The sequence below is a fragment of the Streptomyces sp. NBC_00443 genome, assembly GCF_036014175.1.
GTDB lineage: Bacteria > Actinomycetota > Actinomycetes > Streptomycetales > Streptomycetaceae > Streptomyces.
This window is the reverse complement of the sequence record NZ_CP107917.1, coordinates 559111-580993: the sequence shown is the minus strand read 5'-3', so window position 1 is coordinate 580993 and position 21883 is coordinate 559111. Positions and strand designations below refer to the sequence as shown.

The 21883-nt window shown below is 71.6% G+C and carries 17 protein-coding genes and 6 pseudogenes; 15 read left to right on the top strand and 8 right to left on the bottom strand.

The window, feature by feature from the left end:
* The first annotated feature begins 110 nt into the window (after positions 1–110).
* Positions 111–1793, top strand: coding sequence for a tetratricopeptide repeat protein (locus OHO27_RS02680; protein ID WP_328419879.1), 1683 nt, complete (start codon positions 111–113; stop codon positions 1791–1793).
* Between the two features lie 16 nt (positions 1794–1809).
* Here OHO27_RS02680 and OHO27_RS02675 read toward each other — a convergent pair.
* From OHO27_RS02675 to OHO27_RS02665, 3 genes and pseudogenes are all read right to left on the bottom strand, one after another.
* A pseudogene (locus OHO27_RS02675) lies at positions 1810–3687 on the bottom strand (SpoIIE family protein phosphatase).
* Positions 3669–4369 (bottom strand): annotated as a pseudogene (locus OHO27_RS02670) (class I SAM-dependent DNA methyltransferase). The pseudogenes OHO27_RS02675 and OHO27_RS02670 overlap by 19 nt, the downstream one beginning before the upstream one ends.
* A gap of 94 nt (positions 4370–4463) precedes the next feature.
* Complete coding sequence (locus OHO27_RS02665; RefSeq protein WP_328419877.1) at positions 4464–5867, bottom strand: MFS transporter; 1404 nt, start codon at positions 5865–5867, stop codon at positions 4464–4466.
* Between the two features lie 322 nt (positions 5868–6189).
* Between OHO27_RS02665 and OHO27_RS02660 the strand changes: the two genes are divergently transcribed.
* From OHO27_RS02660 to OHO27_RS02610, 11 genes and pseudogenes are all read left to right on the top strand, one after another.
* Positions 6190–7677: an aldehyde dehydrogenase gene (locus OHO27_RS02660; RefSeq protein WP_328419875.1), complete on the top strand. Its 1488-nt coding sequence runs from the start codon at positions 6190–6192 to the stop codon at positions 7675–7677.
* Positions 7678–7699: 22 nt separating this feature from the next.
* Entirely contained in the window at positions 7700–8674 is a 975-nt protein-coding gene (locus OHO27_RS02655) for a VOC family protein (RefSeq protein ID WP_328419873.1), read from the top strand.
* Positions 8671–9492, top strand: a complete 822-nt coding sequence (locus tag OHO27_RS02650) for an aspartate dehydrogenase domain-containing protein (protein WP_328419871.1) — start codon at positions 8671–8673, stop codon at positions 9490–9492. The genes OHO27_RS02655 and OHO27_RS02650 overlap by 4 nt, the downstream gene beginning before the upstream one ends.
* Complete coding sequence (locus tag OHO27_RS02645; RefSeq protein ID WP_443059507.1) at positions 9489–10304, top strand: alpha/beta fold hydrolase; 816 nt, start codon at positions 9489–9491, stop codon at positions 10302–10304. Before OHO27_RS02650 ends, OHO27_RS02645 begins: the two co-directional genes overlap by 4 nt.
* 35 nt (positions 10305–10339) lie before the next feature.
* Complete coding sequence (locus OHO27_RS02640; RefSeq protein ID WP_328419869.1) at positions 10340–10861, top strand: cupin domain-containing protein; 522 nt, start codon at positions 10340–10342, stop codon at positions 10859–10861.
* Positions 10854–11602, top strand: a pseudogene (locus tag OHO27_RS02635) (SDR family oxidoreductase). Before OHO27_RS02640 ends, OHO27_RS02635 begins: the two are co-directional and overlap by 8 nt.
* Before the next feature lie 26 nt (positions 11603–11628).
* Positions 11629–12419, top strand: a pseudogene (locus tag OHO27_RS02630) (SDR family oxidoreductase).
* 11 nt (positions 12420–12430) lie between these two features.
* Positions 12431–14056 (top strand): thiamine pyrophosphate-binding protein, encoded by a 1626-nt coding sequence (locus OHO27_RS02625; RefSeq protein WP_328419867.1) that lies wholly within the window; start codon positions 12431–12433, stop codon positions 14054–14056.
* 13 nt (positions 14057–14069) lie between these two features.
* Positions 14070–15017, top strand: coding sequence for a PDR/VanB family oxidoreductase (locus OHO27_RS02620; RefSeq protein ID WP_328419865.1), 948 nt, complete (start codon positions 14070–14072; stop codon positions 15015–15017).
* Positions 15018–15034: 17 nt separating this feature from the next.
* Positions 15035–15267 (top strand): annotated as a pseudogene (locus tag OHO27_RS02615) (recombinase-like helix-turn-helix domain-containing protein).
* A gap of 1 nt (position 15268) precedes the next feature.
* The gene (locus tag OHO27_RS02610; protein ID WP_328419864.1) at positions 15269–16318 is read left to right on the top strand and encodes an aromatic ring-hydroxylating dioxygenase subunit alpha; all 1050 of its coding nucleotides are present in this window, start codon (positions 15269–15271) and stop codon (positions 16316–16318) included.
* A gap of 30 nt (positions 16319–16348) precedes the next feature.
* Here the strand turns inward: OHO27_RS02610 and OHO27_RS02605 are convergent, their stop codons facing one another.
* Entirely contained in the window at positions 16349–16888 is a 540-nt protein-coding gene (locus OHO27_RS02605) for a MarR family winged helix-turn-helix transcriptional regulator (RefSeq protein WP_328419862.1), read from the bottom strand.
* 102 nt (positions 16889–16990) lie between these two features.
* Complete coding sequence (locus OHO27_RS02600) at positions 16991–17227, bottom strand: hypothetical protein (protein ID WP_328419860.1); 237 nt, start codon at positions 17225–17227, stop codon at positions 16991–16993.
* Between OHO27_RS02600 and OHO27_RS02595 the strand changes: the two are divergent.
* A pseudogene (locus tag OHO27_RS02595) lies at positions 17133–17682 on the top strand (amidohydrolase family protein); the annotation flags it as partial. The gene OHO27_RS02600 and the pseudogene OHO27_RS02595 overlap by 95 nt on opposite strands.
* A gap of 29 nt (positions 17683–17711) precedes the next feature.
* Here OHO27_RS02595 and OHO27_RS02590 read toward each other — a convergent pair.
* Positions 17712–19526 (bottom strand): ABC transporter ATP-binding protein, encoded by a 1815-nt coding sequence (locus OHO27_RS02590; protein ID WP_328419858.1) that lies wholly within the window; start codon positions 19524–19526, stop codon positions 17712–17714.
* A 227-nt stretch (positions 19527–19753) separates the two neighbouring features.
* Here OHO27_RS02590 and OHO27_RS02585 point away from each other — a divergent pair, with 227 nt between their 5' ends.
* Together OHO27_RS02585 and OHO27_RS02580 are read left to right on the top strand one after the other, a co-directional pair.
* Positions 19754–19927 (top strand): hypothetical protein, encoded by a 174-nt coding sequence (locus OHO27_RS02585; protein ID WP_328419856.1) that lies wholly within the window; start codon positions 19754–19756, stop codon positions 19925–19927.
* A gap of 59 nt (positions 19928–19986) precedes the next feature.
* Positions 19987–20394: a hypothetical protein gene (locus tag OHO27_RS02580; RefSeq protein ID WP_328430328.1), complete on the top strand. Its 408-nt coding sequence runs from the start codon at positions 19987–19989 to the stop codon at positions 20392–20394.
* On the opposite strand, the gene OHO27_RS02575 is transcribed toward OHO27_RS02580, so the two are convergent.
* Positions 20387–21313, bottom strand: a complete 927-nt coding sequence (locus tag OHO27_RS02575) for a GNAT family N-acetyltransferase (RefSeq protein WP_328419854.1) — start codon at positions 21311–21313, stop codon at positions 20387–20389. The two genes, OHO27_RS02580 and OHO27_RS02575, sit on opposite strands and share 8 nt — an antisense overlap.
* Before the next feature lie 86 nt (positions 21314–21399).
* Positions 21400–21774: an SH3 domain-containing protein gene (locus tag OHO27_RS02570; RefSeq protein ID WP_328419852.1), complete on the bottom strand. Its 375-nt coding sequence runs from the start codon at positions 21772–21774 to the stop codon at positions 21400–21402.
* Positions 21775–21883: the final 109 nt, after the last annotated feature.

Here is a 21883-nt window from a genome sequence, read left to right as displayed (position 1 = left end):
GCAGGACCCCGCAACCGGGCAGGGCCTGTCCCCGTTGTCGGTGCGAGACCCGGTGCTCTCGGGAAGACTCGGGAACGGACCGGCGGGGCGCACAGGCAGGAGACAGAGCCATGGAGTACTACGATCTCGGCACCTACACCCGCTCCGTGACCACCTCTTCGGCGCAGGCCCAACTCTGGTTCGACCGCGGGCTGACGTGGACGTACGCCTTTCACCACGAGGAGGCCGTCGCCTGCTTCCAGGCGGCTGCCGAAGCCGACCCCGACTGCGCGATGTCCCACTGGGGCATCGCCTACGCGCTCGGCCCGAACTACAACAAGCCGTGGGAGTTCTTCGACGACGAGGAACTCGTGCGCACCGTCGACCGCACCCACGCCGCCGTGGAGACGGCCCACGAGAGGGCGGCAGCCGCCACCCCCGTCGAGCAGGCCCTGATCGGCGCTCTGCGCGCCCGCTACCCGCAGGCGAAGGCCGTCGACGACTGCTCGGTCTGGAACGCCCCCTACGCCGACAGCATGCGCGCGGTCTACGAGCTCGCCCCCGACGACCTGGACGTCGCCACCCTGTACGCCGACGCCCTGATGAACCTCACCCCCTGGCAGCTGTGGGACCTCAGGACCGGCGAGCCGGCCGAAGGCGCGCGCACGGTGGCGGCCAGGGCCGTCCTCGAACGGGGCCTCGGCACCGACGCGGGACGTGACCACCCGGGCCTGGTGCACCTGTACATCCACCTGATGGAGATGTCCCCGACCCCCGAGGCCGCCCTGTCGATCGCGGACCGGCTGCGCGGGCTGGTACCCGACGCCGGGCATCTGCACCACATGCCGTCGCACCTGGAGGTGCTCTGCGGCGACTACCGGCGGGTGGTCTCGGACAACACGGCGGCGATCGCGGTCGACGAGAAGTACCACGCCCGGGCCGGCGCGATGAACTTCTACACCCTGTACCGCTCGCACAACTACCACTTCAAGATCTACGGCGCGATGTTCCTCGGCCAGTCGGAGGTCGCTCTGAAGACCGCCGCGGAGCTGGAGGCGTCCATCCCCGAAGACCTGCTGCGCGTGCCGAGTCCGCCCATGGCCGACTGGCTGGAGGCCTTCCTCGGCATGCGGTTCCACGCACTGATCCGCTTCGGCCGCTGGCACGACATCCTCGCCCTGCCGATGCCCGCCGACCCCGAGCTGTACTGCGTGACGACCGCGATGCTCCACTACGCCCGCGGCGTAGCCCTGTCCTCGACCCACCGCGTCCCGGAGGCGGAGACGGAACGCCGGCTCTTTGACGAGGCAGTCGCCCGGGTCCCCGAGACCCGCATGCTCTTCAACAACACCTGCGCCGACATCCTCGCGATCGCCTCGGCGATGCTCGACGGCGAACTGGAGTACCGCAAGGGCAACCACGACGCCGCCTTCGCCACGCTGGAACGCTCCATCGAACTGGACGACAACCTCCCCTACGACGAACCGTGGGGCTGGATGCAGCCCACCCGGCACGCCTACGGCGCCCTCCTCCTGGAACAGGGCCGTGTCGAGGAGGCGGAGGCGGTCTACCGGGCCGACCTCGGCCTCGACGGCACCCTCCCGCGCGCCCTTCAGCACCCCAACAACGTCTGGTCCCTGCACGGCCTGCACGAGTGCCTGACGCGCCTGGGCCGAACCGGGGAGGCACAGGTGGTGGCCGGGCAGCTGCGTCTCGCCGCCGCGCTGGCGGACGTACCGGTCGAGGCCTCCTGCTTCTGCCGACTCGACGCGATCACCGCAGGCAGCACCGAGGGCGACTGCTGCGCCGACTGACGCCGACCGACGGGGTTCAGTCACTCGTGGGTGCACCCGTGGATGTGTCGGGCAGGAGCTGTTCGAACCAGACCACCTTGCCCGTGCTCACCCTCGTCGCGCCCCAGTGCTGTGCCAGCTGGTCGACGAGGAACAGGCCTCTGCCGCCCTCGTCGCTCAGCCGGGCGTGCCGCATCCTCGGCACGATCGGCGAGTCGTCGCCCACTTCGCAGCGCAGCACGTCCGTGCAGAGCAGCCGCAGCGTGATCGGCCGGGATGCGAAGCGCACGGCGTTCGCCACCACCTCGCTGACCATCAGCTCGGTCGTCTCCACCAGGGGCTCCAGTCCCCAGTGGCCCAGCGTCCGGCGGGTCAGCCGACGGGCCTGGCCCGCGGTCTGCGGGCGGGGCGCCATGTACCAGTACGCGACGGTCTCCGGCAGGATCCCCTCGAAGCGGGCGGCGAGCAGCGCGATGTCGTCGTCCCGGCCACCCGCCCCCAGCGCGCCGAGCGCCTCGTCGCACAGCTCCTCCAGCGCCGGCGGCACCGACCCGGCCGAGGCCACGTGCAACCGGGCACGCAGCGCCTCCACGCCGGTCAGCACGTCCGAGTCGCGGGACTCGACCAGGCCGTCGGTGTAGAGCAGCAGGGTCGCCCCGGCTGGTGCGTGCGTCTCGACGGACTCGAATCCGCCGCTGCCGACGCCGATCGGCGCCCCGGGCGGGACCTGGAGAACCTCCGCTCGGCCGTCGGGATGGAGCAGCACCGGTGGCAGATGGCCGGCGTTGGCCACCAGCAGGCGTTGCTGCACGGGGTCGTACATGGCGTACAGGCAGGTCGCCGTGTGCTCGCTGCCCAGCCGGCCCGCCTGCTCGTCCAGGTGGTGCAGTACCTCGTCCGGGGGCAGATCGAGCCCGGCCAGGGTCTGCACGCTGGTGCGCAGCTGGCCCATGATCGCGGCCGAGGTCATGGAGTGGCCCATCACGTCGCCGATGACCAGGGCGACCCGGTTGCCGGGCAGCGGGATCGCGTCGTACCAGTCGCCGCCGACCTGCGCGGTGCGCGAGGACGGCAGATAGCGGCTGGCCAGCCGGACACCGGGCGGCTCCGGCAGCGACGGCGGGAGCATGGTGCGCTGCAACGTGTCCGCGATGGCTGCCTCACGCTCGTACAGCATCGCCTTCTCCAGCCCGAGTGCGGTGTGTGGCGAGCTGGGAGGCGACGATCAGATCGTCATCGGTGAACTCGGGGCGGCCGGTTCCGCGGATCAGGACGACGCTGCCCAGGACGTGGCTGCGGCCGTGCAGCGGGGCGATGATCAGCCGCCGCCCGGGCGGCACCGCCGGAACAGTGCTCGCCGCACCCAGCAGCTCGGCCGCCGCGGAGGTCATGCCCGGGGTGTTTCCGAACACCGGCCGCCCGGCCTGAAGCAGCTTGCTGAGCAGGCCGTCGGCAGCGGGGTTCACCACCTCTGCCGCCGGGGCGGCGTACGCGTCGGCCGGGTGCGGTCCGCACCCCCGGGCGCCCGGGTCCCGGGGTGACGCGCGGGCCGCGCTGTGCAGCCGCAGGTCGCCGGGGGCGGGGCCCGCCTCGTCGCCGACCGGCAGGGGGGCGTACAGGTGGACGAACGTGGTGTCGGTGAATGCCGGGACGGCCGCGTGGCACAGTTCGTGCAGGGTCTCGTCGAGGTTCATGCCGCGGGCGATCCGGCGGGTCGCGGCGTCGAGGTAGCGGAGCCTGTCGATGTGCGGCTCGGCGTCGTCCGGTCCGCCGGCGAAGGGGGTGGCGGGGGAGGTCTGTGTGGCCGGCGGCGCTGGATCACCACCTCCGAGCTGCTTCGTCATGCCTGTCCTTCCGGCCGTGCGGCCTGCGCCGGGGCGGGCGGGTCAGGGGTCGTCAGGAGTGCCGTACGCACCGCAGGAAGATCTGTACCTCGGGCTGGATGTCGGCGACCGCCGGCGCGTAGCTGTACGAGGCCTCCCCGACGATCTCGAAGCCCGCCGTCTCGACGACCTCGCGCAGTTCGTCCCGCAGATAGCCGGAGACGCGGATGCTGCTGCCGATGAACGGGATCGCGAAGTCGTCCACGTCGGCCTCCACCATCGACAGCGCGAACGGTCCCCCGGAACCAGCAGGTGGGCGACGGTCCGCAGGGCGAGGGGGATCTCGGCGCGCGGCAGCATGAGCAGGGTGAAGAAGGCGGTCAACGCGTCGAAGCGGCCGAGGTCCAGGGAGCCTGAGGGCCGCAGGTCCGCGATGTCCGCCCGGTGGAACTCGCCGCCTGGCACATGCTCGCGGGCCAGCGCGACCATCCGCTCCGACAGGTCCACCCCGACGACGTCGAAGCCCGCCTGCGCCAGCCGGCGTGCGGTCGGGAGGCCGGTGCCGCACCCGAGGTCCAGGACCCGGGATCCGGGCGGCAGCGACCCGATGAGCCACTCGGCGGCCGCGACCTGCCCCTCCTTGTGCGGGAAGGCTTCGTCATAGCGCTCGCCGATGGCGTCGAAGGCCTCGGCCTGACCGGTTCGGTCGAGCCGGAGGGTCCGGTAGTCGAGCTCGTCGGCGGGATTGCTCACAAGGGTTCTCCTTGCAGGCATTATGGGCTATTTTTCGGAATTCCTATAGGTGAGGGCGGTTCGGGGCCCGCCGTCGGGACCCCCTGGATCCCGACGGCTCCGGCATGCCGGCGACCTACGGCGCCACGTCCTCCAGGCGCCGCCCGCTCGTCTCCTCCGCCGCTACTCCTGCCGTGACCGCTCCGACCAGCGCGACCGCGGCAAGGGTCACGAAGACGGTGCCGAGGGCGCCGCCCGCGTAGACCGCGCCGACGACGATCGGGCCGAGGATGACGCCGAGCCGGTTCACGGCGCCGCCGAGGCTGGTGCCGAGGGCGCGTATGCGGGTCGGGAAGAGTTCGGGCGTGTACAGGTACAGGCAGATGTTGGCGCCGAAGAAGAACACCGCCGACAGGGACGTCCAGATCAGCACGCTGCTCGCCGAGCCGCCGGCGAAGAGACCGAGGAACAGCAGGCTGAGGGCGGCGCCGCCCAGACACCAGGTGACAGTGTGCCGGCGGCCGACGCGGTCCACGGTCAGGGCGACGGCGAGGCAGCCGAGGAAGCCCGCGCAGGACGTCACGGTCGAGTACAGCAGCGCGTCGGACAGGCTCAGGTGGAAGCGGGAGCCGTAGATGGTGGGCAGCCAGGACGAGATGCCGTAGTTGACGAAGTAGCCGCAGAACCACAGGACGCAGACGACCAGGGTGCGCTTGCGGTAGCGGCCGGAGAGCAGCTCGCGCAGGGCTCCCTTGGCGGCGGGCTTGTGCGCGACGGGCGCCGCGGGCGCCGGCTGCGGCAGTGGCTCGCCGGTGATCCGCTCGACCTTCGTCTCGATGGACGCCATCGTCGCCAGTGCCTCCTCGTGCCGGCCGTGGTCCGCGAGCCAGCGCGGCGACTCCGGCACATAGCGGGCGACGAGTACGCACAGCACGCCGGGGATCGCGGCGAGGCCGAACATCCAGCGCCAGCCGAGGATCGGCATCAGCCACCAGGCCAGCACGGCGCACGCGGTCAGGCCGGCCGGGAAGACCAGCTCGTACAGCAGGACGAAACGGCCCCGTTTGTGGGCGCGGGTGATCTCGGCGATGAAGGTGGCTGCGACCGGCACCTCGCCGCCGATGGCGAGACCCTGCATGAAGCGCAGCCCCATGAACGGCCCCGGTGAGGCACACAGCGTGAGCAGCAGGCTGCAGACGCTGGACAGGGCGATGCACGCCGCGATCACCTTCACCCGGCCGATGCGGTCGGCCAGGCGGCCGGAGAGGAGCGCGCCGACGAGCATGCCCAGGGAGCCGACCGTGATCAGGGACGTGGTCTGCCCGGTGGTCAGCTGCCACTCGGCGCGCAGTTCGGGCAGGGCGTAGGCGATGAGCAACTGGTCGAAGGCCTCGAAGAAGGTCACCGCGCCGATGATGAGCCGGACGGTGACGTGCCACCGGCACAGCGGCAGGCGTTCGAAGCGGGCGCCGATCGCGGCGACGAGCGCCGCGGTGTCCGCGGGTCGGCCCGCGGTGGCATGGGGAGTGTCGGTCGTCATGGAGGGGTCCTCCGGACCCGCGCACGGGGTGCTGGGAAAGGCACAGGATACGCACGGGACGGTTCGGGCCGGTCGGCGGCGGCTGGACAGCCGTACGCCGGCTCGGCGACAGAGGGGGACGGGGCTCGGAGATCGGGGCCGCGGAGGCCAGCTGGCTAAGCGCTAAATCTCTCAGCGCTAAAGTTTTATCCCGCCTGTGAAGCGGCGAGTCAAGGGTTCGCCCTCACGTCGTGCAAAAAACTTGCCAGGTTCCCCTTGCGGCAAAAATAGTTAAGGCCTTAGATATTCAGGACTTCGATACATCCGATCCGGAGGTCCTGCCATGCCGCCCACACGAGTCGACGAGATCCTCATCGCGGGGTGTTTCAGGCGCGGCACGGGCGCGCCGATCGAGACCGTGAACCCCGCCGACGGCACCCCGATCACCACCGTCCACGCCGCCTCGCCCGCCGATGTCGACGAGGCGGCCGAGGCAGCCGCCGAGGCCATGGCGGCGCCCGTGTGGCGGGACCTGCTCCCGCACCGGCGCGCCCGCCTCCTGCACCGCATCGGCGACCTGATCGAGGAGCACGCCGACGACCTGTCCGCCCTGCAGACCGCCGACACCGGCAAGACGCTCACCGAGACCTGGGCGCTCGCGCTGAGCGCCGCAGCGTCCTTCCGGTACACGGCCGCCGCGCTGGAGACCGCCGAGGACTCGCTCACCACCGCCCGGGGGCCGTACGTCACGATGAGCGTGCACGAGCCGATCGGCGTGGTCGGTGCGATCAACCCGTGGAACTCGCCGATCGCCTCCGACGCCCAGAAGGTCGCCCCGGCCCTCGCCGGCGGGAACGCGGTGCTGCTGAAGCCGGCCGAGTGGACCCCGCTCGTCTCCCTGGCCTTCGGGCGCCTGGTCCACCGGGTGCTCGCCGAGGAGGGGCTGCCGACCGCGCTGCTGTCCGTGCTGCCCGGCCGGGGGAGCGTCGTCGGGGACGCGATCGTCAACCACCCGCTCGTGCGCCGCATCGGCTTCACCGGCGGCACCGCCACCGGCCGCGCCATCGCCCGGACCGCAGCCGGCAAGCTCGCCCCTGCCTCACTGGAGCTCGGCGGCAAGTCACCGACCGTCGTGCGCGAGGACGCGGACATCGAACAGGCGCTGGCGGGCGTGATGTTCGGGATCTTCTCGTCCAGCGGACAGTCCTGCATCGCCGGCTCCCGGCTCTTCGTGCACCGGTCCCTGTACGACTCCTTCGTCGCCGAGCTCGTCGAGCGCGTACGCAAGCTGCGCGTCGGGCCCGGGACCGACCCGGACACGCAGGTCGGCCCGCTCGTCCATCACCGGCACCGGGACGCGGTCGCCGCGTACGTGGACCTCGCGCGGGCGGAGGGCGGGCGCGTCCTGTGCGGCGGCGCGATCCCAGCGGGGGAGGCGTACGCCGACGGCGCCTACTACCTGCCGACCGTCATCGACGGCCTGCCGAACTCCGCCCGGACCTGCCAGGAGGAGATCTTCGGCCCGGTCCTCGTCGCGCTGCCCTACGACGACGAGGACGACCTGGTGCGGCAGGCCAACGACAGCGTGTACGGGCTCGCCTGCGGCATCTGGACCCGTGACGCCCGCGCCGCCTGGCGGCTCGCCCGGCGCATCGATGCGGGCACCGTCTGGATCAACACCTACAAGCAGTTCTCCATCTCCACCCCCTTCGGCGGGATGAAGGACAGCGGCCTCGGCACCGAGAAGGGCCGCGACCTCATCCGCTCCTACCAGCGGCAGAAGTCCCTGTACTGGGGCACCGAAGCCACGCCCCTGCCCTGGGCCAACTGAAACGCACCCGGAGACCCTCACCATGACTCACCCCCCGATAGCCCGGCCGCGCGCCCTGCGCTCGGTCGAGCTGCTCACCCCGGAGTTCACGCAGGCCACCGACTTCTACGAGGAGGTGTGGGGGCTGGAGGTCGTCGAGGCCGAGCCCGGCACGAGCTGGCTGCGCGGCACCGGCGACGAGCACCATGCCCTCCAGCTCACCCGCGCCGACCGGACCGGCCTCGGCCGGCTCGCCTTCGCCGTGGCCACCCCCGCCGAGATCGACGAAGCCGCACGGCGCCTCGAAGCGCGCGGCATCACGCCGGTCTCCGGACCGGGGCCGCTCGACCAGGTCGGGGGCGGCTACGGCCTGCGGTTCCACGACATCGACGGACGGCTCATCGAACTCTCCGCCGAGACCTGGGCCGTCACCGCCCGCGGGCGTGATGCCGCCGTGCCGGTCGGCGTCACCCACGCCGTGCTCAACACACCCGACATCGACGCCTCGGTCGCCTTCTACCGGGACGTCCTCGGCATGCGCGTATCGGACTGGTCCGAGCACCAGATGGCGTTCCTGCGCTGCAACGCCGACCACCACTGCATCGCTTTCAACCAGGCGCCGTGGGTGTCGCTCAACCACGTGGCGTACGAGATGACGTCGGTCGACCACTTCATGCGCGGCCTCGGCCGGCTCCGGCACCACGGCGTCACTCCCGCGTGGGGCCCCGGGCGGCACGGGCCGGGCAATAACACCTTCTCCTACTTCACCGACCCGACCGGCCTCGTCTGCGAGTACACCTCCGAGGTCGCCCAGGTCGTCGAGGACGCCTGGATCTGCAAGGTGTGGCGGCGCACGCCCGAACTCTCCGACGTCTGGGGCACGGCAGGCCCGCCCTCCCCGCAGATCCGCGCGCACATGGCGGGCACGCCCGACGGCAGTCCTGTCGTCCCGCCCGTCGACGCCGAAGCCCGTACCGCCGTCGATGCCGCAGTCGACGCCGAAGGAGTCCCCGCATGAGCAGCGACGCACCTGGCCGGCCCGCCACCCCCCGCCGAGTCGGCCTCATCGGCTGGGGCGCCATAGGCCGCGTCGTCGGCGGTGCCCTCGCCGCGGGCGGGATACCCGGCGCCGAACTGGTCTGCGTCGTCGACAACCGGCCGCTCGGCGACTCGGTCCCGGCACCGCAGCGCACCCTCGAACAGGCCCTGGACTCCTGCGACCTGATCGTCGAGGCCGCCGGGCAGGGCGTCGTACGGGAATGGGGTACGGCGATCCTCGCCTCCGGCACCGACCTGCTCGTCGCCTCGACCGGGGCGCTCACGGACGAACAGTTGGCGAAGGAACTCCTCAATGCCGGGCCGGGCCGGGTGTACTTCACCGGCGGCGCGGTCGGCGGCCTCGACCTGCTCCAGGCCGTACGCGCCATGGGCCCCCTCGGCGGGGTGCGGCTGACCACCACCAAGCTGCCGTCCACCCTCGAACAGCCGTGGATGGACGAGGAGTTGCTGGGCCGGATGCGGTCGGCGACCGGGCCGGTGGAGGTGATGGCCGGAACCGCGCGGGACGTACCCGTGAAGTTCCCCAAGTCGACGAACGTGGCCGCGTCCGTGGCCCTCGCGATCGGAGACCTGGACGCGGTGCGGGTGAGCGTCGTCGCCGACCCCGCCGCCGCGCACACCTCGCACGTGGTCGAGGCGAGCGGCGCGCACGGCACCTACCGCTTCGAGGTACGGCACCTGCCCGACGCCGCCAACCCGGCGACCAGCCAGGTCGTCCCCTACGCCGTACTGCGCTCCCTCGCCGCGCTCGCCGGCCGGACGGGGCAGATCCTGTGACCGGCCCTGTGGCCCCGTACGACTTGGCCGGGCTCCACCTGGAGGAGGCGGGGGACAGCGGCCCGCTCGTGTTGTGCCTCCACGGCATCGGCTCGTCCTCGGCCGCCTTCGCCCCGCAGTTCGCGGCACTGAGCAGGTCGTACCGGATGGTCGCCTGGGACGCCCCCGGATACGCCAAGTCGGCCGACCCGACCGGCCCGTTGACGATGGACGGCTACGCCGACCTGGCCGCAGACGTGATCCGTGCTCGCGGCGGTGCCGCCCACGTCCTCGGCGTCTCCTGGGGCGGCGTGATCGCGCTGCGGCTCGTGGCACGGCACCCGGACCTCGTCGAGTCGCTGATGGCCGTCGCCTCGACGCCCGGCTCGGGCACCGATCCCGACAAGGCGGCAGCAATGCGGGCACGGGCAGACGAGCTCGCCCGGCTCGGCCCGGACGCCTTCGCCGCCGCCCGCGGCCCGCGCCTGCTGTCCGCCGCCGCGCCCGCCGGCCTCGTCGAGCGCGTCACCGCCACCATGGCCGCCGCGGTCCGACTGCCCGGCTACGGCCACGCCGCCGAGGCCATGGCCACCACCGACCTGCACGGCGAACTGCACCGGATCACCGCGCCCACCCTCGTCCTGTGCGGCGACCAGGACCGGGTCACCGGTCCCGACGCCTCACAGGTCCTGGCCGGCGGTCTGCACAGGACCGCTTACGTGATCGTCAAGGACGCCGGTCACCTGGCCAACCAGGAGCAGCCCGAGCACGTCAACGCCTGGCTCGCCTCCCATCTGCACATCGTCACCCACCGACAGTCCGTCACCCACTGACGGACGTCACCCACCGCTAGGAAGGGCCGATTCCCATGCCTGTGACCACCACCGAGTACGACAACGGCGGCGACCTCGCCAAGTACACCGACGCCCTGATCGCCACCAAGGGCTCGCGCGAGCCCGACTGGGGCACCCTGTCCTTCCAGGAGAAGGCCGGTCCGCAGTACAAGCGCGCGCAGATCCGTTACGTCGGCTCCGGCGCCACCGGCAACCACGAGAACGACAACCGGATCCTCCCCTCCGGCGGCTTCACCTTCTCCAACATGCTGCTGCCGCCCGGCGCCGAGGGCCCCGCCCACACGCACCACGACGTCGAGGAGGCGTTCTTCGTCCTGGAGGGACAGGTCCGCGTCGGTATCCACCGCGGCCCGGACGAGGTCGAGTACCGCACCCTCGGCTACCGCGACATGATCGTGGTGCCGGCCGGCGTCACCCGCTCCCTGAAGAACGAGGGCGAAACCGACGCGCTGTTCTGCGTGATCATCGGCACGCAAAAGCCGCAGGTGCCGACCTACCCCGAGTACTCGCCGCTCTACGGCGTCACCCGTGACTGAGCAGAGCACTGCGCGCACGGTCGTCGTGACCGGGGCGGGCCGTGGCCTGGGGAGGCCATGGCCCGCCGGGCGGCGGCCGACGGGTATCGCGTCGTGGTCGCCGAGATCGACGCCGCCCGGGGCGAGCGCACGGCGGCGTCGATCCGCCAGACGGGCGGCACGGCGGAGTTCGTACCGCTCGACGTCGCCGACTCGGAGTCGGTCACCGCGCTCGCCGACCGGCTGGCCGCCTCAGGCCCCCTCCACGGCCTGGTGAACAACGCGGCGCTCGCCAACGGCGTGGGCGGCAAGGAGTTCCAGGACATCGACGTCGAGACCTGGGACCGGCTCATGGCGGTCAACGCACGCGGACCCTGGCTCGTCGCCAAGCACCTGCTGCCGCTTATGACCCGGCCCGGCCGGATCGTCAACATCGCCTCGGACGCGGCCCTTCACGGCTCTCCGCGTCTCGCCCACTACATCGCCTCCAAGGGTGCGGTCATCTCCCTCACCCGGGCCATGGCCCGCGAACTGGGAGAGCGGGGCATCACCGTCAACGCCCTCGCCCCCGGCCTCACCGAGGTCGAGGCCACCGAGACGGTCCCGCCCGAGCGTCACGCGCTCTACGCCGAGCGCCGCGCCATCTCCCGACCGCAGCAGCCCGACGACCTGACCGGCCTCGTCTCCTTCCTCCTCTCCGAGGAATCCCGGTACCTCACCGGTCAAGTGATCGCCGTCAACGGCGGCTTCACCATGCACTGAACCACCCGAACCGCAAGGAGTACGTCATGGATCTCGGCCTCGCCGGCCGCACCGTCCTGGTCACCGGCGGCAGTTCGGGCGTCGGCCTGGCCACGGTCCGCGCCCTGCTCGACGAGGGCGCCCGCGTCGCCACCTGCGGACGCGACCCCGAACGGCTCGCCAGGGCCGCCGCCCGGCTCGGCGCGGGCACCGACCGGCTGTTCACGGGAGCGTGCGACGTCCGCGACGCGGCTGCCGTACGTCACTTCACGGAGGAAGCCGCCGAGCACTTCTGTGACGGCCTCGACGGTCTGGTCAACAACGCGGGCCAGTCCCGTATGAAGCGCCTCGACGAGACGACCGCCGAGGACTGGCGCGACGAACTGGAGCTGAAGTTCGCCGGTGTGCTCAACCCCTGTCCGCCGTCCGGAGTTACCTGCGCGCCTCGGACACCGCCTCCGTCGTCAACGTCAACGCGGTCCTCGCCAAGCAGCCCGAGACCCGCCTGATCACCACCAGCGCAGCGCGCGCCGGCATCCTCAACCTCTCCAAGTCCCTGTCCGCCGAACTCGCCGCCGACGGCATCCGGGTCAACTCCGTCTGCCTCGGCCTGATCGACACCGGCCAGTGGACCCGCCGCCACGCCGCCGCGGACAGCGGCCTGACGTACGAGGAGTGGCAGGCCGAACTCGCCGCCGACCGCGGGGTCGCACTCGGACGCCTCGGGCGCGCCGAGGAGGTCGCCTACGCGATCGTCGCGCTGCTCTCCCCGCGCGCCTCGTACATCACCGGAACCAGCATCGACGTCTGCGGCGGAGTCGGCCGCGGCATCCTGTGAGGACTCAGCCCATGCAGTACGACAACGGGGGCGAACTCCTCGTAGCCCACCTGAAATCCCTCGGCATCGACACCGTCTTCGGCGTCGTGTCGGTACACAACCTGCCGCTCGTGGAGGCCGTCGACCGGCATCTGCGCTTCGTACCGGTCCGGCACGAGGCGACCGCCGTCAACGCGGCCGACGGCTACGGACGGGCGCGCGGTTCGATCGGCTGCGCCCTCACCTCGACCGGTACGGGGGCGGGGAACGCCGCCGGCTCGCTGATCGAGGCACTGGCGTCCGGGACGGCCGTCCTGCACGTCACCGGACAGATCGAGTCGGCGTATCTGGGCACCGGGCGGGGCTTCATCCACGAGACCAAGGACCAACTCGGCATGCTGAGCGCGGTGTCGGCGTACGCGGCCACCGTCACGTCCGCTCATGATGCCGGGCGGGTCCTGCGCGAGGCGACGTCGGCGGCACTCTCGGTGCCCGGCGGCCCCGCCAGCGTGGAGTGGCCGATCGACCTGCAGTACGCGGCACAGCAGGATGCCGAGGAGGCAGTCCCCGGCGCCGCGCCTCCCTCGACGGATGCCGCCGAACTCGCCGCCGCCCAGCTGCTGTTGAGCGGCTCTCGGCGCCCGCTGATCTGGGCCGGCGGCGGTGCGTGCCGTGCCCGGCCGGAACTCCTCGCGCTGCTGGAGACGACCGGCGCCGGACTGCTCACGTCCAACTCCGGGCGCGGCTCCGTTCCCGAGGACCACCCCCTCGTGATCGGCAACTTCGCCACCGCACCCGCCGCCCGCGCCCTGCTCGCCGACGCCGACGTCCTCGTGACCGTCGGCACCCACTTCCGCTCCAACGAGACCGCCGACTACGGCCTGAGGCTCCCTGACGCGCACATCCAGATCGACGTGGACGCGGCCGCACTCGGCCGGGTCTACCCGGCACGCCATGCCCTGCACGGCGACGCGGCCACCGTCCTGCCCACCCTGACCGGAGCCGCCGACCGTGCCGACACCGACTGGACGGCCCGTGTCACCGCTGTCCGCGAGGAGGTCCGAGCCGCCCTGCACGACGACATCGGCCCCCAGGCCGCCGTCTGCGACGCTCTCGCCGCCGCTCTGCCGCGCAGCACGGTGGTCGCCCGTGATGTCACCATCCCGTCGTCCTCCTGGGGCAACCGGCTCCTGCCGATCCACGACCCGCGCGCCAACGTCTTTCCGCGCGGCGGCGGCATCGGACAGGGCCTCGGCATGGGCATCGGAGCCGCGCTCGCCCGCCCCGACGAGCCGACCGTGGTGATCGCGGGCGACGGCGGCCTCGCCGTGCACTTCGGCGAACTCCTCACCGTCGCCCAGGAACGGCCCCGCCTGACCCTGGTCGTCTTCAACGACGGCGGATACGGGGTGCTGCGCAACCTGCAGGACGGGTACGCCGAACGCCGCTCCGGCGTGGACCTGTTCACGCCCGACTTCGGCCCGCTCGCCGCCGCCTGCGCACTGCCGTACGCCCGCATCGCCGCCCCGGAGGATGCCGCGCCGGTCCTTCAGGCGGCCCTCGCTGCCGACGGGCCGACCCTCGTCGAGGTCGACCTCGACGCGCTCGGCCCGATGAAGAAGCCGTTCACCCCGCCCGTCAAGATCCCCACCGCGTAGGGAGGCCACCGTCATGACCACCACTGCCGACGAGCACGAACTCGACCTCCTCGTCCGCCGGATGACCTGGGAGGCGGACGGCGTGCTCTCCGTCGAACTGACCTGGCCGGACGGCAAGCCGCTGCCCGCCTGGACCCCGGGCGCTCATCTGGACCTGCATGTCGGTGGCATCGTGCGCCAGTACAGCCTCTGCGGCGACCCGGCAGACTCGGCGACGTACCGCATCGGCGTCCTGAACGAGCCCTCCTCACGCGGTGGTTCGCGGCACGTGCACACCAAACTCCGCCCCGGGCAGAGCGTCCGTGCGGTCGGCCCGCGCAACCACTTCGCGCTGGAGCCTGCCTCCTCGTACGTCTTCCTCGCCGGCGGCATCGGCATCACCCCGATCCTGGCCATGGCCCGCCAGGCGGACCGCGACGGCATCCCGTACCGCCTGGTCCACGGCGGCCGGTCCCGGGCCTCGATGGCCTTCGGTACCGAGCTGTCCGCGCTCACCGGCGACGTGACCCTCGTACCGCAGGACGAGCGTGGCCACCCCGACCTGGCAGCCGCCCTCCGCGACCTGCCGGCCGACGCGCTGGTCTACTGCTGCGGGCCGGAACCCCTGCTCAAGGCCGTCGAAGGGGCGTGCCCCGCCGGGCAGTTGAGGGTGGAGCGGTTCGCCGCGCCCGTCGTCGAGCGCACCGGCGACGACACCGCCTTCGAGGTCGAGTGCCGAACGTCGGGCGTGACCCTGACCGTCGACGCCACCACCTCCGTCCTGGAGGCCGCCGAGAGGGCCGGGCTGAACGTCAACTCCTCCTGCCGGGACGGCATCTGCGGCTCCTGCGAGACGCGCGTGCTCGCCGGCACCCCCGACCATCGTGACTTCCTGCTCAGCGAGACCGAACGCGCCACCGGCAAGACGATGATGCTCTGCGTCTCCCGGTGCGCCTCCGACCGCCTCGTCCTGGACCTGTGACCCGTACGGAGACCCTGATGACCACCGAAGCCACCACTTGGCCCTACCTCGCCCCTCACCAGACCCGCGACCACGAGCCCACCCCTACGAGCAGAAGCTCGCCCGGACGCTGGAGGAGATCTTCACCCACGATGGCCACGAACTGGCCGACGTCGTCGCCGGGCTGAATGCCCGGCAGGTCCGCACCCCGTCCGGGGAGCCCTGGACCGAGGAGACCTTCCGTACCGAGATGCACCGCCTGGGAGCCTGAGATGCCACTTTCCGTATCCGACACCGCGGACCACGTCTACGCCCACGGCCTGCGCAACCTGTGGCACCCGGTCGTCCCTTCCCACTTCGTCGGGCCCGGCGGTCTGCGCAAGGTCACCGCCCTCGGCGAGAACTGGCTGCTGTTCCGCAAGGCCGACGGCACCCTGTCGCTACTCGCCGACCGCTGCCCGCACCGCGGAGCGCCGCTGTCCCTCGGCAAACACCTGGGCGACCGGGTGGCGTGCTGGTACCACGGCGTCGAGGTCGACGGCTCCGGCACGGTCACCTCCGTACCCGGCCTGCCCGGCTGCAACCTGGAGGGCAAGACACTCGTCACGTCCCTGCCGGTCCGCGAGGTCGGCGGCGCGATCCTCGCTTGGTTCGGCGACGAGGAGCACCCGGAGCCGGCGGAGCTGACCCTCCCCGAACCGCTCACGGACCCTGCTGTTTCCGCCTTCCTGTGCTACGCCGAGTGGAACGTGCCGTGGCGCTACGCCATGGAGAACCTCCTCGACCCGATGCACGGCGCGTTTCTGCACCACGAGTCGCACACCATGTACGACGGCGACACCCGGGCGAAGTTCCGCATCCGGGAGACCGAGCGCGGCTACTTCTTCGAGAAGACCGACCAGCGGGGCGTCAACTTCGACTGGGTGGAGCTGTGCAGGACCGGCGTCGACTGGGTGGACCTGTCCATTCCGTACCCGCCGTCGGCGGGACCGGGCGGCGCGTTCGGCATCGTCGGCATGGCCTGCCCGGTGGACGCCGAACGCACCGGCGTCTTCTTCTGGCGCTACCGCAGGGTCGACGGCTGGCAGCGGGACAGCTGGCGGTTCCTCTACAAGACACTCATCGAGGAGCGCCACTGGCAGGTCCTCGAACAGGACCGCGTCATGCTGGAGGCCATGCCCGCCGACGCCGACCAGTACGAGAACCTGTACCAGCACGACCTGGGCGTGGTCCGCCTGCGGCGCCTCTACCAGGCCCAGGCGGCGCAGCAGTCCAAGGCGGCGCGGCAGTCCGGGAAGGTCGCATCGGGTCCGGCCGTGTGACGCCCCGGGGGAGGGCGCGCCGCCCGCCGGTCAGCCGGCCGCGTCCTCCCCTGCCGTGTCGGATTCGACGATCGAGTGCTCCAGCCCGGACAGCAGCCGGGCGAGTTGGCGGCGCTCGGTGAGGGAGAGCCCGCTGAGCATCCGCCGCTCATTGTCCAGGTGCTCGGTGAACACTTCGTCCACCTTCTTCAACCCGGCGTCGGTGAGCCGCGAGTAGACCACGCGGCGGTCCACCGCGTCGCGCTCGCGCACCAGGAGCCCGTCGTTCTCCAGCCGGTCCAGACGCAGCGTCACTCCCGCCGAGGAGATCAGGCCGGAGGCGGCCAGCTGGCCGGCGGTGAGCCGGTACGGGGCGCCGGACCGGCGCAGCGCCGTGAGCACGTCGAAACCGGCGACCGACAGGCCGTGCTTCTCGATCTGTGCGGTGAGCCGCGACTGGTACTGCAGGTAGGCACGGTGCAGCCGGGCGAGCACCTCCAGCGGCGAGGTGTCCAGCCCCGGTCGCTCGCGCGCCCAGTCCTCCACGAGCCCCGCCACGGCATCCGGCCGCTTCGCCCTGCGCTGAGCCATGTCGTCCCTTCGCGGATTCCTGTCGGGAAACGCGGGCTCCGTGGCCCTGCGCAACCTCGGAGAAATCTTAGCCCTGAAACAACAGGCGGCGAACGCCCACCGTCACCCCACCGGGAGGATCCCCTGCCCCGGGACCAGAACCCCTCGCGGGTCGTAGCTGCGCTTAGCCCGCTTCAACCGCGGCCAGGCCGGGCCGAAGTGCGCACGCCGGTCCGCCCGGCTGAAGGGGACGCTGCCGACGGGGGCGTACAGCGACGCCGTACGCCATCTGCACCGCGCCGGGGTACGGACGGCGACCCACGCGATCGGCGACGCCGCCGTACGGCACGTCCTCGACACCGTCGAGTCCCTGGGACCGGGCTCCCACCTCGCCCACCGGGTGGAGCACATCGAGTCGGTGCCCGACGACACCGTGGGCCGGTTCGCCCGCCTCGGTGTCATCGCCTCCATGCAGCCCCCGCACACCGGCTACACCCGGGCCGACCGGTCCGACCGGTCCGACGAGTGGTCCTTGCGGCTCGGCGGCGAACGCGCCTCCCGGGCCTGGCGCCTGCGCGATCTGCGGGACGCCGGAGCGGTCGTCGCGCTCGGCTCGGACTGGCCCATCGCCCACTACGACGCCCGCGCCGTCCTGGCCACCGCGCGGACACCCCGGGGGCGCGGCCTCCGCGAGGGTGGGACTCACCGGTCTGCAGGCTCTGGAAGGCTGCACCACACACGCGGGCCTCGCGGTCGCCGAGGCGCCGGTCCGTCTCAGCGTGACCGGCGGGCAGATCGTGCACCGCGGCGTCTGAGGGGAGTGGCACATGAGGCAGTAGCGGGGTCAGGGCAACTCCGCCTGTGCCGGGCTGTCCTCAAGAAAGCCCCCCGACTGGTGCTGCCACAGCTTCGCGTAGGCGCCGTCCAGGGTGAGCAGTTCGTCGTGGGTGCCCTGCTCGACGATCTGTCCACGGTCGAGGACGACGAGTCGGTCCATGGTGGCGACCGTGCTCAGCCGGTGTGCCACCACGAGCGCGGTCCGTCCGTCCATGAGCCGCCACAGCGCCTCCTGGACGAGGATCTCGCTCTCGGAGTCCAGGGCGCTGGTCGCCTCGTCGAGCAGCAGGATCGGTGCGTCGCGCAGGATCGCCCGGGCGAGGGCGACCCGCTGGCGCTGGCCGCCGGACAGCTTGATGCCGCGCTCGCCCACCATGGTGTCGAAGCCGTACGGCAGCGCGTCGGCGAACTCCGTGACGTGCGCCGCCTCCGCCGCATGGCGGATCTCGGCGTCGGTGGCGTCCGGCCGGGCGAAGGCGATGTTGTCCCGCAGCGTGCGGTGGAACATCGCCGGGTCCTGCGGCACATAGGCCATCAGACCGCGCAGGTCCGCCTGGCGGAGCATGGTGATGTCCTGACCGCCGATCAGGATCCGGCCGGCGTCGATGTCCGTCATCCGCAACAGCAGCCGGGTCAGCGTGGTCTTGCCGCCGCCGGACCGGCCCACGAGGCCGATCTTCGCCCCGGCGGGCACGGCCAGCTCGAGGCCCTCGAACAGGGGCCGGCCACCGGCGTGGGCGAAGGTGACCTTCTCGAAGCGGACGTCGGCGGGTGCGGGCAGCAGCGGCTCCGGCGACGGTGGATCGAGCACGGTCGGCGGCGTCAGGAGCAGTTCGGTGAACTGCGCGGCCTCCGTCATCGAGCTCTCCAGCCGACGGTAGATCTGATTGAAGTCGAACATGATCCGCGTCGCGTTGTTGTAGTAGGTGAAGGCAACCACGATCGCCTCCACACCGTGTGCGCCCCCGGCCAGCGTGACCGCGAGCAGCAGACCCAGCGCGTTGGTCAGCACCGACATCGGTGCGACCAGTGTGTCGATGCGCAGATTGCCGTAGTCCCACGCTCGTAGGGTCAGCCGGCGCGACACCGCGACCCGGGAGCGGTGCTCGGCGGCCTCGCGCTCCTCGGCGCCGAACGCGCGCACCGTGTCCATGTTCATCAGGCTGTCGGCGACGTGCCCCGACACCCGGGCGATCGCCTCCTCCCGCTGGTCGACGAGGGACTGACGGCGCCGGATGAGAGGCACCACACACGCCGCCGTCAGCACGATCATCGCCAACAGCCCGACCACGAGCAGCGGTTCGTAGCGCCACAGCACCACCGCGCCGAACACCAATGGCACGAAGCTGCCCACGATCTGGAACGTCAGCGTGTCGACGAACTGCTCGAAACGCGAGGCGAAGCTCACGACGCGCTTGGTCAGCGACCCGGCGAAGTTGTCGTGGAAGAACGCGGCGTCCTTCGCGAACAGCTCGTCCATCCCGATCACGTACAGATGCTCGATGCCGAGGGCGTCCAGCCGGTTCAGGCAGTGCAGCGCCACCCGCCACAGCGCCTCGGCCACCAGCAGCACACCGACGAAGCCGAGGACGTACGGCAGCGTCGAACCGACCGTGACGTGCCCGCCGCCGGCGATGTCGCCGACGAGCTTGGCCACGATCAGCGGCGCGACGTAGTTGATGCCGATGTTGCCCAGCGCCGACAGCGCCATCGCGGGGGCCGTCAGGCGGCGATGCCGGGCCAACTCCCGTCCGTAGTAACGAAGTGCGAGAAGTACCGAGCGCTTGCCCGGCTGAACCTTGCGCGATTCAGGAGTTCCCATTTCGCCCTGAGTGTCCCGTGGCGGCGACCGCGAAGTCCAAGTGTTTTCCGGTCGGTGGGGAGCTCACGGGGGGCGTTCGGTGACCCGCGCCGGAGCGTGCGGGCGCACAGGAGTCACGACTTTCCCGTACCACAAGTAACATGATCAACTTTGTCCTCAGGTGGACCTCGCAGTCACCGCGACACCCCCTCCGCGACCCCCTTCCGTCGTCAACTCCGAGGACCTCGATGTCGTCTCAGACCGATGCCCTGCAGCAGGCACGTGCCGACTACGAACACCACATGCAGACCTGCCGGCAGTGCTACGCCGACTCGGTACCGTGCCCAGTCGCCAAACACCTGCTGCGCCTGTACAACAACACCCGTAGAAGCGGCGCCCAGCCGGGCGCGAGAGTCCGCTGACCCCGTCACCCATGGAGGACCGCGTGCGACGCCTGCCCCGCTCCCCGTCCGGCTGGACCATGGCGGTGTTCGGCGTCCTCGCCGCCGTCATGGGCGCGGTGGGGCTCGCTGCCCCGGACGCCCTGCTCATAGTCATGGGCTTCGCCCCTGGGGCCGGCTCTCGGCGTGCGGAAGGAGACCACACCCTGGTCTTCCTGACCGCTTCCTCCATGGCGGCGCTCAACATGGGCGTCTACTACGTGCTGGCCGCGCTCTCCGACTGGAAGGCGTTCTTCCGCTGGACGGTCCCCTTCCGCCTCCTGACCTGCACGGTGTTCACGCTGGCGGTGATCAGCGGCCGTGCTCCCGCCGGCTTCCTGGGCGTGGGTCTGTGGGAGGGGATCGGCGCGGTGGTCACGGGAGCGGTCCTGCGCCTCGAGAGCCGGCGCGCAGCGGGCTCCGGCCGGGCCGAGGCCTGCGTCAGCTGAGCACCGTCTCCCAGGTGTCGACGGCGTAGTGAACGGCCATGCCGTGCCGGGCGTACAGCGCGGGCGCCCCCGTGGGGTTGGCGGTGTCCACGCCCAGACCCACCGTGTCCCGGCCTCGCGCCGCGAACGCGGCGAACGCGTGCCGCAGCAGCAGACCGCCCAGACCCGAGCCGCGTGCCTCGCTCAGCACGCCGACGCTCCGGATCCAGCCCATCGCCTCACGGTCGTCGCGGGCCATGAGAAACCCGGTGTCGCCCGACTCCTCGGTGCCGACGATCCACACCAGGGACCAGTCGAGCACCTCGGCGTCGACGTCGTGCAGCCACTGGTCGTAGCCGCGCGGCTGGAAGTCGAAGTGCTCGGCGAAGCTCGACTGGTACAGCGCGTGGACGCGCGCACGGTCCGCCTCCTCGGCGCACGGCCGCAGGCGTATGCCGCTCGGGAGTGCCGGTACGACGTCCGCGGCGGCGTCCACGGGCCGTCGCAGCACGTGATAGCGCCGGACGACGTGCCAGCCCCGTCGCTCGATCAGTTCCGTGTCGAGCGTGGGCTCGGTGTTGAGGTGCAGATGCACCACCGCCCTGGCCGCACCGTTCTCGCGGGCCTTGTCCAGGGCTCTGGCCTCCAGCGCGTCCAGGATCAGTTCGCCGGCCTGCTGGTGGTCGGGCAGCACGTAGTGGTCGACGTCGACGCGCTCACCGGCCGACTCGTCCCACAACAGGCCGTACGCCACCAGCCGGTCGCCGTCGAAGGCCAGCCACGAGTCGCGGTCCAGAGCGATGTCGGGCCGCTTCAGGTCGGCCTCGACGGTGTGCAGGTCGGTCTCGGGCCGGCCGATCTCGATGCGGTCGACCTCGTTGAGGAGTTCGGTGATGGCGGCCGCGTCGGTGAGGCCGGCCGGACGAAGGGCGTAGGGCATGGGCCAAGGGTCGGGCGAGCGGGGGACGGCCGCAACGGATTTTCGGTGACCGGCCGCCCGCCCGCCCTCCACTTGCCCGAGGCCGGTCAGCAGGTCGCGGAAGCGGGCAGGTCCCCGTACTCGTTGCCCTTGAGGTAGACCGCGCTCACGTAGCCCTCGACGAGCTTGACCCACACGTTGTTCGTGTAGCCGTTGTCGCGGATGGTCTCGCCGCGCTCCCAGCAGTACGCGCCGCGCGGCTGGTTCGCCGCGACACTGCCGACCTTGTCGTACGAAGTCGCGGGCTCGGAACGGACGTTGACCGTCTCGTACGGCACGACGGCGTACGGCGCGGCCATGATGCGGGCCCCGCCCCCGTCCGCGTCGGACGTCGCCACGGTGGTCGCGGCGGTGAGCGGCCCGAGAAGAGCCAGCGCACCGGCGCCGACGAGCGCGGCCCGGGCGAGGATACGAGTGGTCATGATGTGTTCCCCCTGTTCGGACGGTCACTGCCCGGCACACGGCCCGTGCTCGGAACTCCAGGGAAGCGCCGGGCACGCGGACCCTGAGACTTCTCAGGTACCGCCGCCC

What these genes read in the sequence shown, in the direction of transcription:
- OHO27_RS02570 (WP_328419852.1), bottom strand. Translation starts at nt 21,774, where the DNA reads ATGACCACTCGTATCCTCGCCCGGGCCGCGCTCGTCGGCGCCGGTGCG.
- OHO27_RS02620 (WP_328419865.1), top strand. Translation starts at nt 14,070, where the DNA reads ATGACCACCACTGCCGACGAGCACGAACTCGACCTCCTCGTCCGCCGG.
- OHO27_RS02640 (WP_328419869.1), top strand. Translation starts at nt 10,340, where the DNA reads ATGCCTGTGACCACCACCGAGTACGACAACGGCGGCGACCTCGCCAAG.
- OHO27_RS02665 (WP_328419877.1), bottom strand. Translation starts at nt 5,867, where the DNA reads ATGACGACCGACACTCCCCATGCCACCGCGGGCCGACCCGCGGACACC.
- OHO27_RS02590 (WP_328419858.1), bottom strand. Translation starts at nt 19,526, where the DNA reads ATGGGAACTCCTGAATCGCGCAAGGTTCAGCCGGGCAAGCGCTCGGTA.
- OHO27_RS02605 (WP_328419862.1), bottom strand. Translation starts at nt 16,888, where the DNA reads ATGGCTCAGCGCAGGGCGAAGCGGCCGGATGCCGTGGCGGGGCTCGTG.
- OHO27_RS02625 (WP_328419867.1), top strand. Translation starts at nt 12,431, where the DNA reads ATGCAGTACGACAACGGGGGCGAACTCCTCGTAGCCCACCTGAAATCC.
- OHO27_RS02580 (WP_328430328.1), top strand. Translation starts at nt 19,987, where the DNA reads ATGGCGGTGTTCGGCGTCCTCGCCGCCGTCATGGGCGCGGTGGGGCTC.
- OHO27_RS02680 (WP_328419879.1), top strand. Translation starts at nt 111, where the DNA reads ATGGAGTACTACGATCTCGGCACCTACACCCGCTCCGTGACCACCTCT.
- OHO27_RS02660 (WP_328419875.1), top strand. Translation starts at nt 6,190, where the DNA reads ATGCCGCCCACACGAGTCGACGAGATCCTCATCGCGGGGTGTTTCAGG.
- OHO27_RS02655 (WP_328419873.1), top strand. Translation starts at nt 7,700, where the DNA reads ATGACTCACCCCCCGATAGCCCGGCCGCGCGCCCTGCGCTCGGTCGAG.
- OHO27_RS02650 (WP_328419871.1), top strand. Translation starts at nt 8,671, where the DNA reads ATGAGCAGCGACGCACCTGGCCGGCCCGCCACCCCCCGCCGAGTCGGC.
- OHO27_RS02575 (WP_328419854.1), bottom strand. Translation starts at nt 21,313, where the DNA reads ATGCCCTACGCCCTTCGTCCGGCCGGCCTCACCGACGCGGCCGCCATC.
- OHO27_RS02585 (WP_328419856.1), top strand. Translation starts at nt 19,754, where the DNA reads ATGTCGTCTCAGACCGATGCCCTGCAGCAGGCACGTGCCGACTACGAA.
- OHO27_RS02610 (WP_328419864.1), top strand. Translation starts at nt 15,269, where the DNA reads ATGCCACTTTCCGTATCCGACACCGCGGACCACGTCTACGCCCACGGC.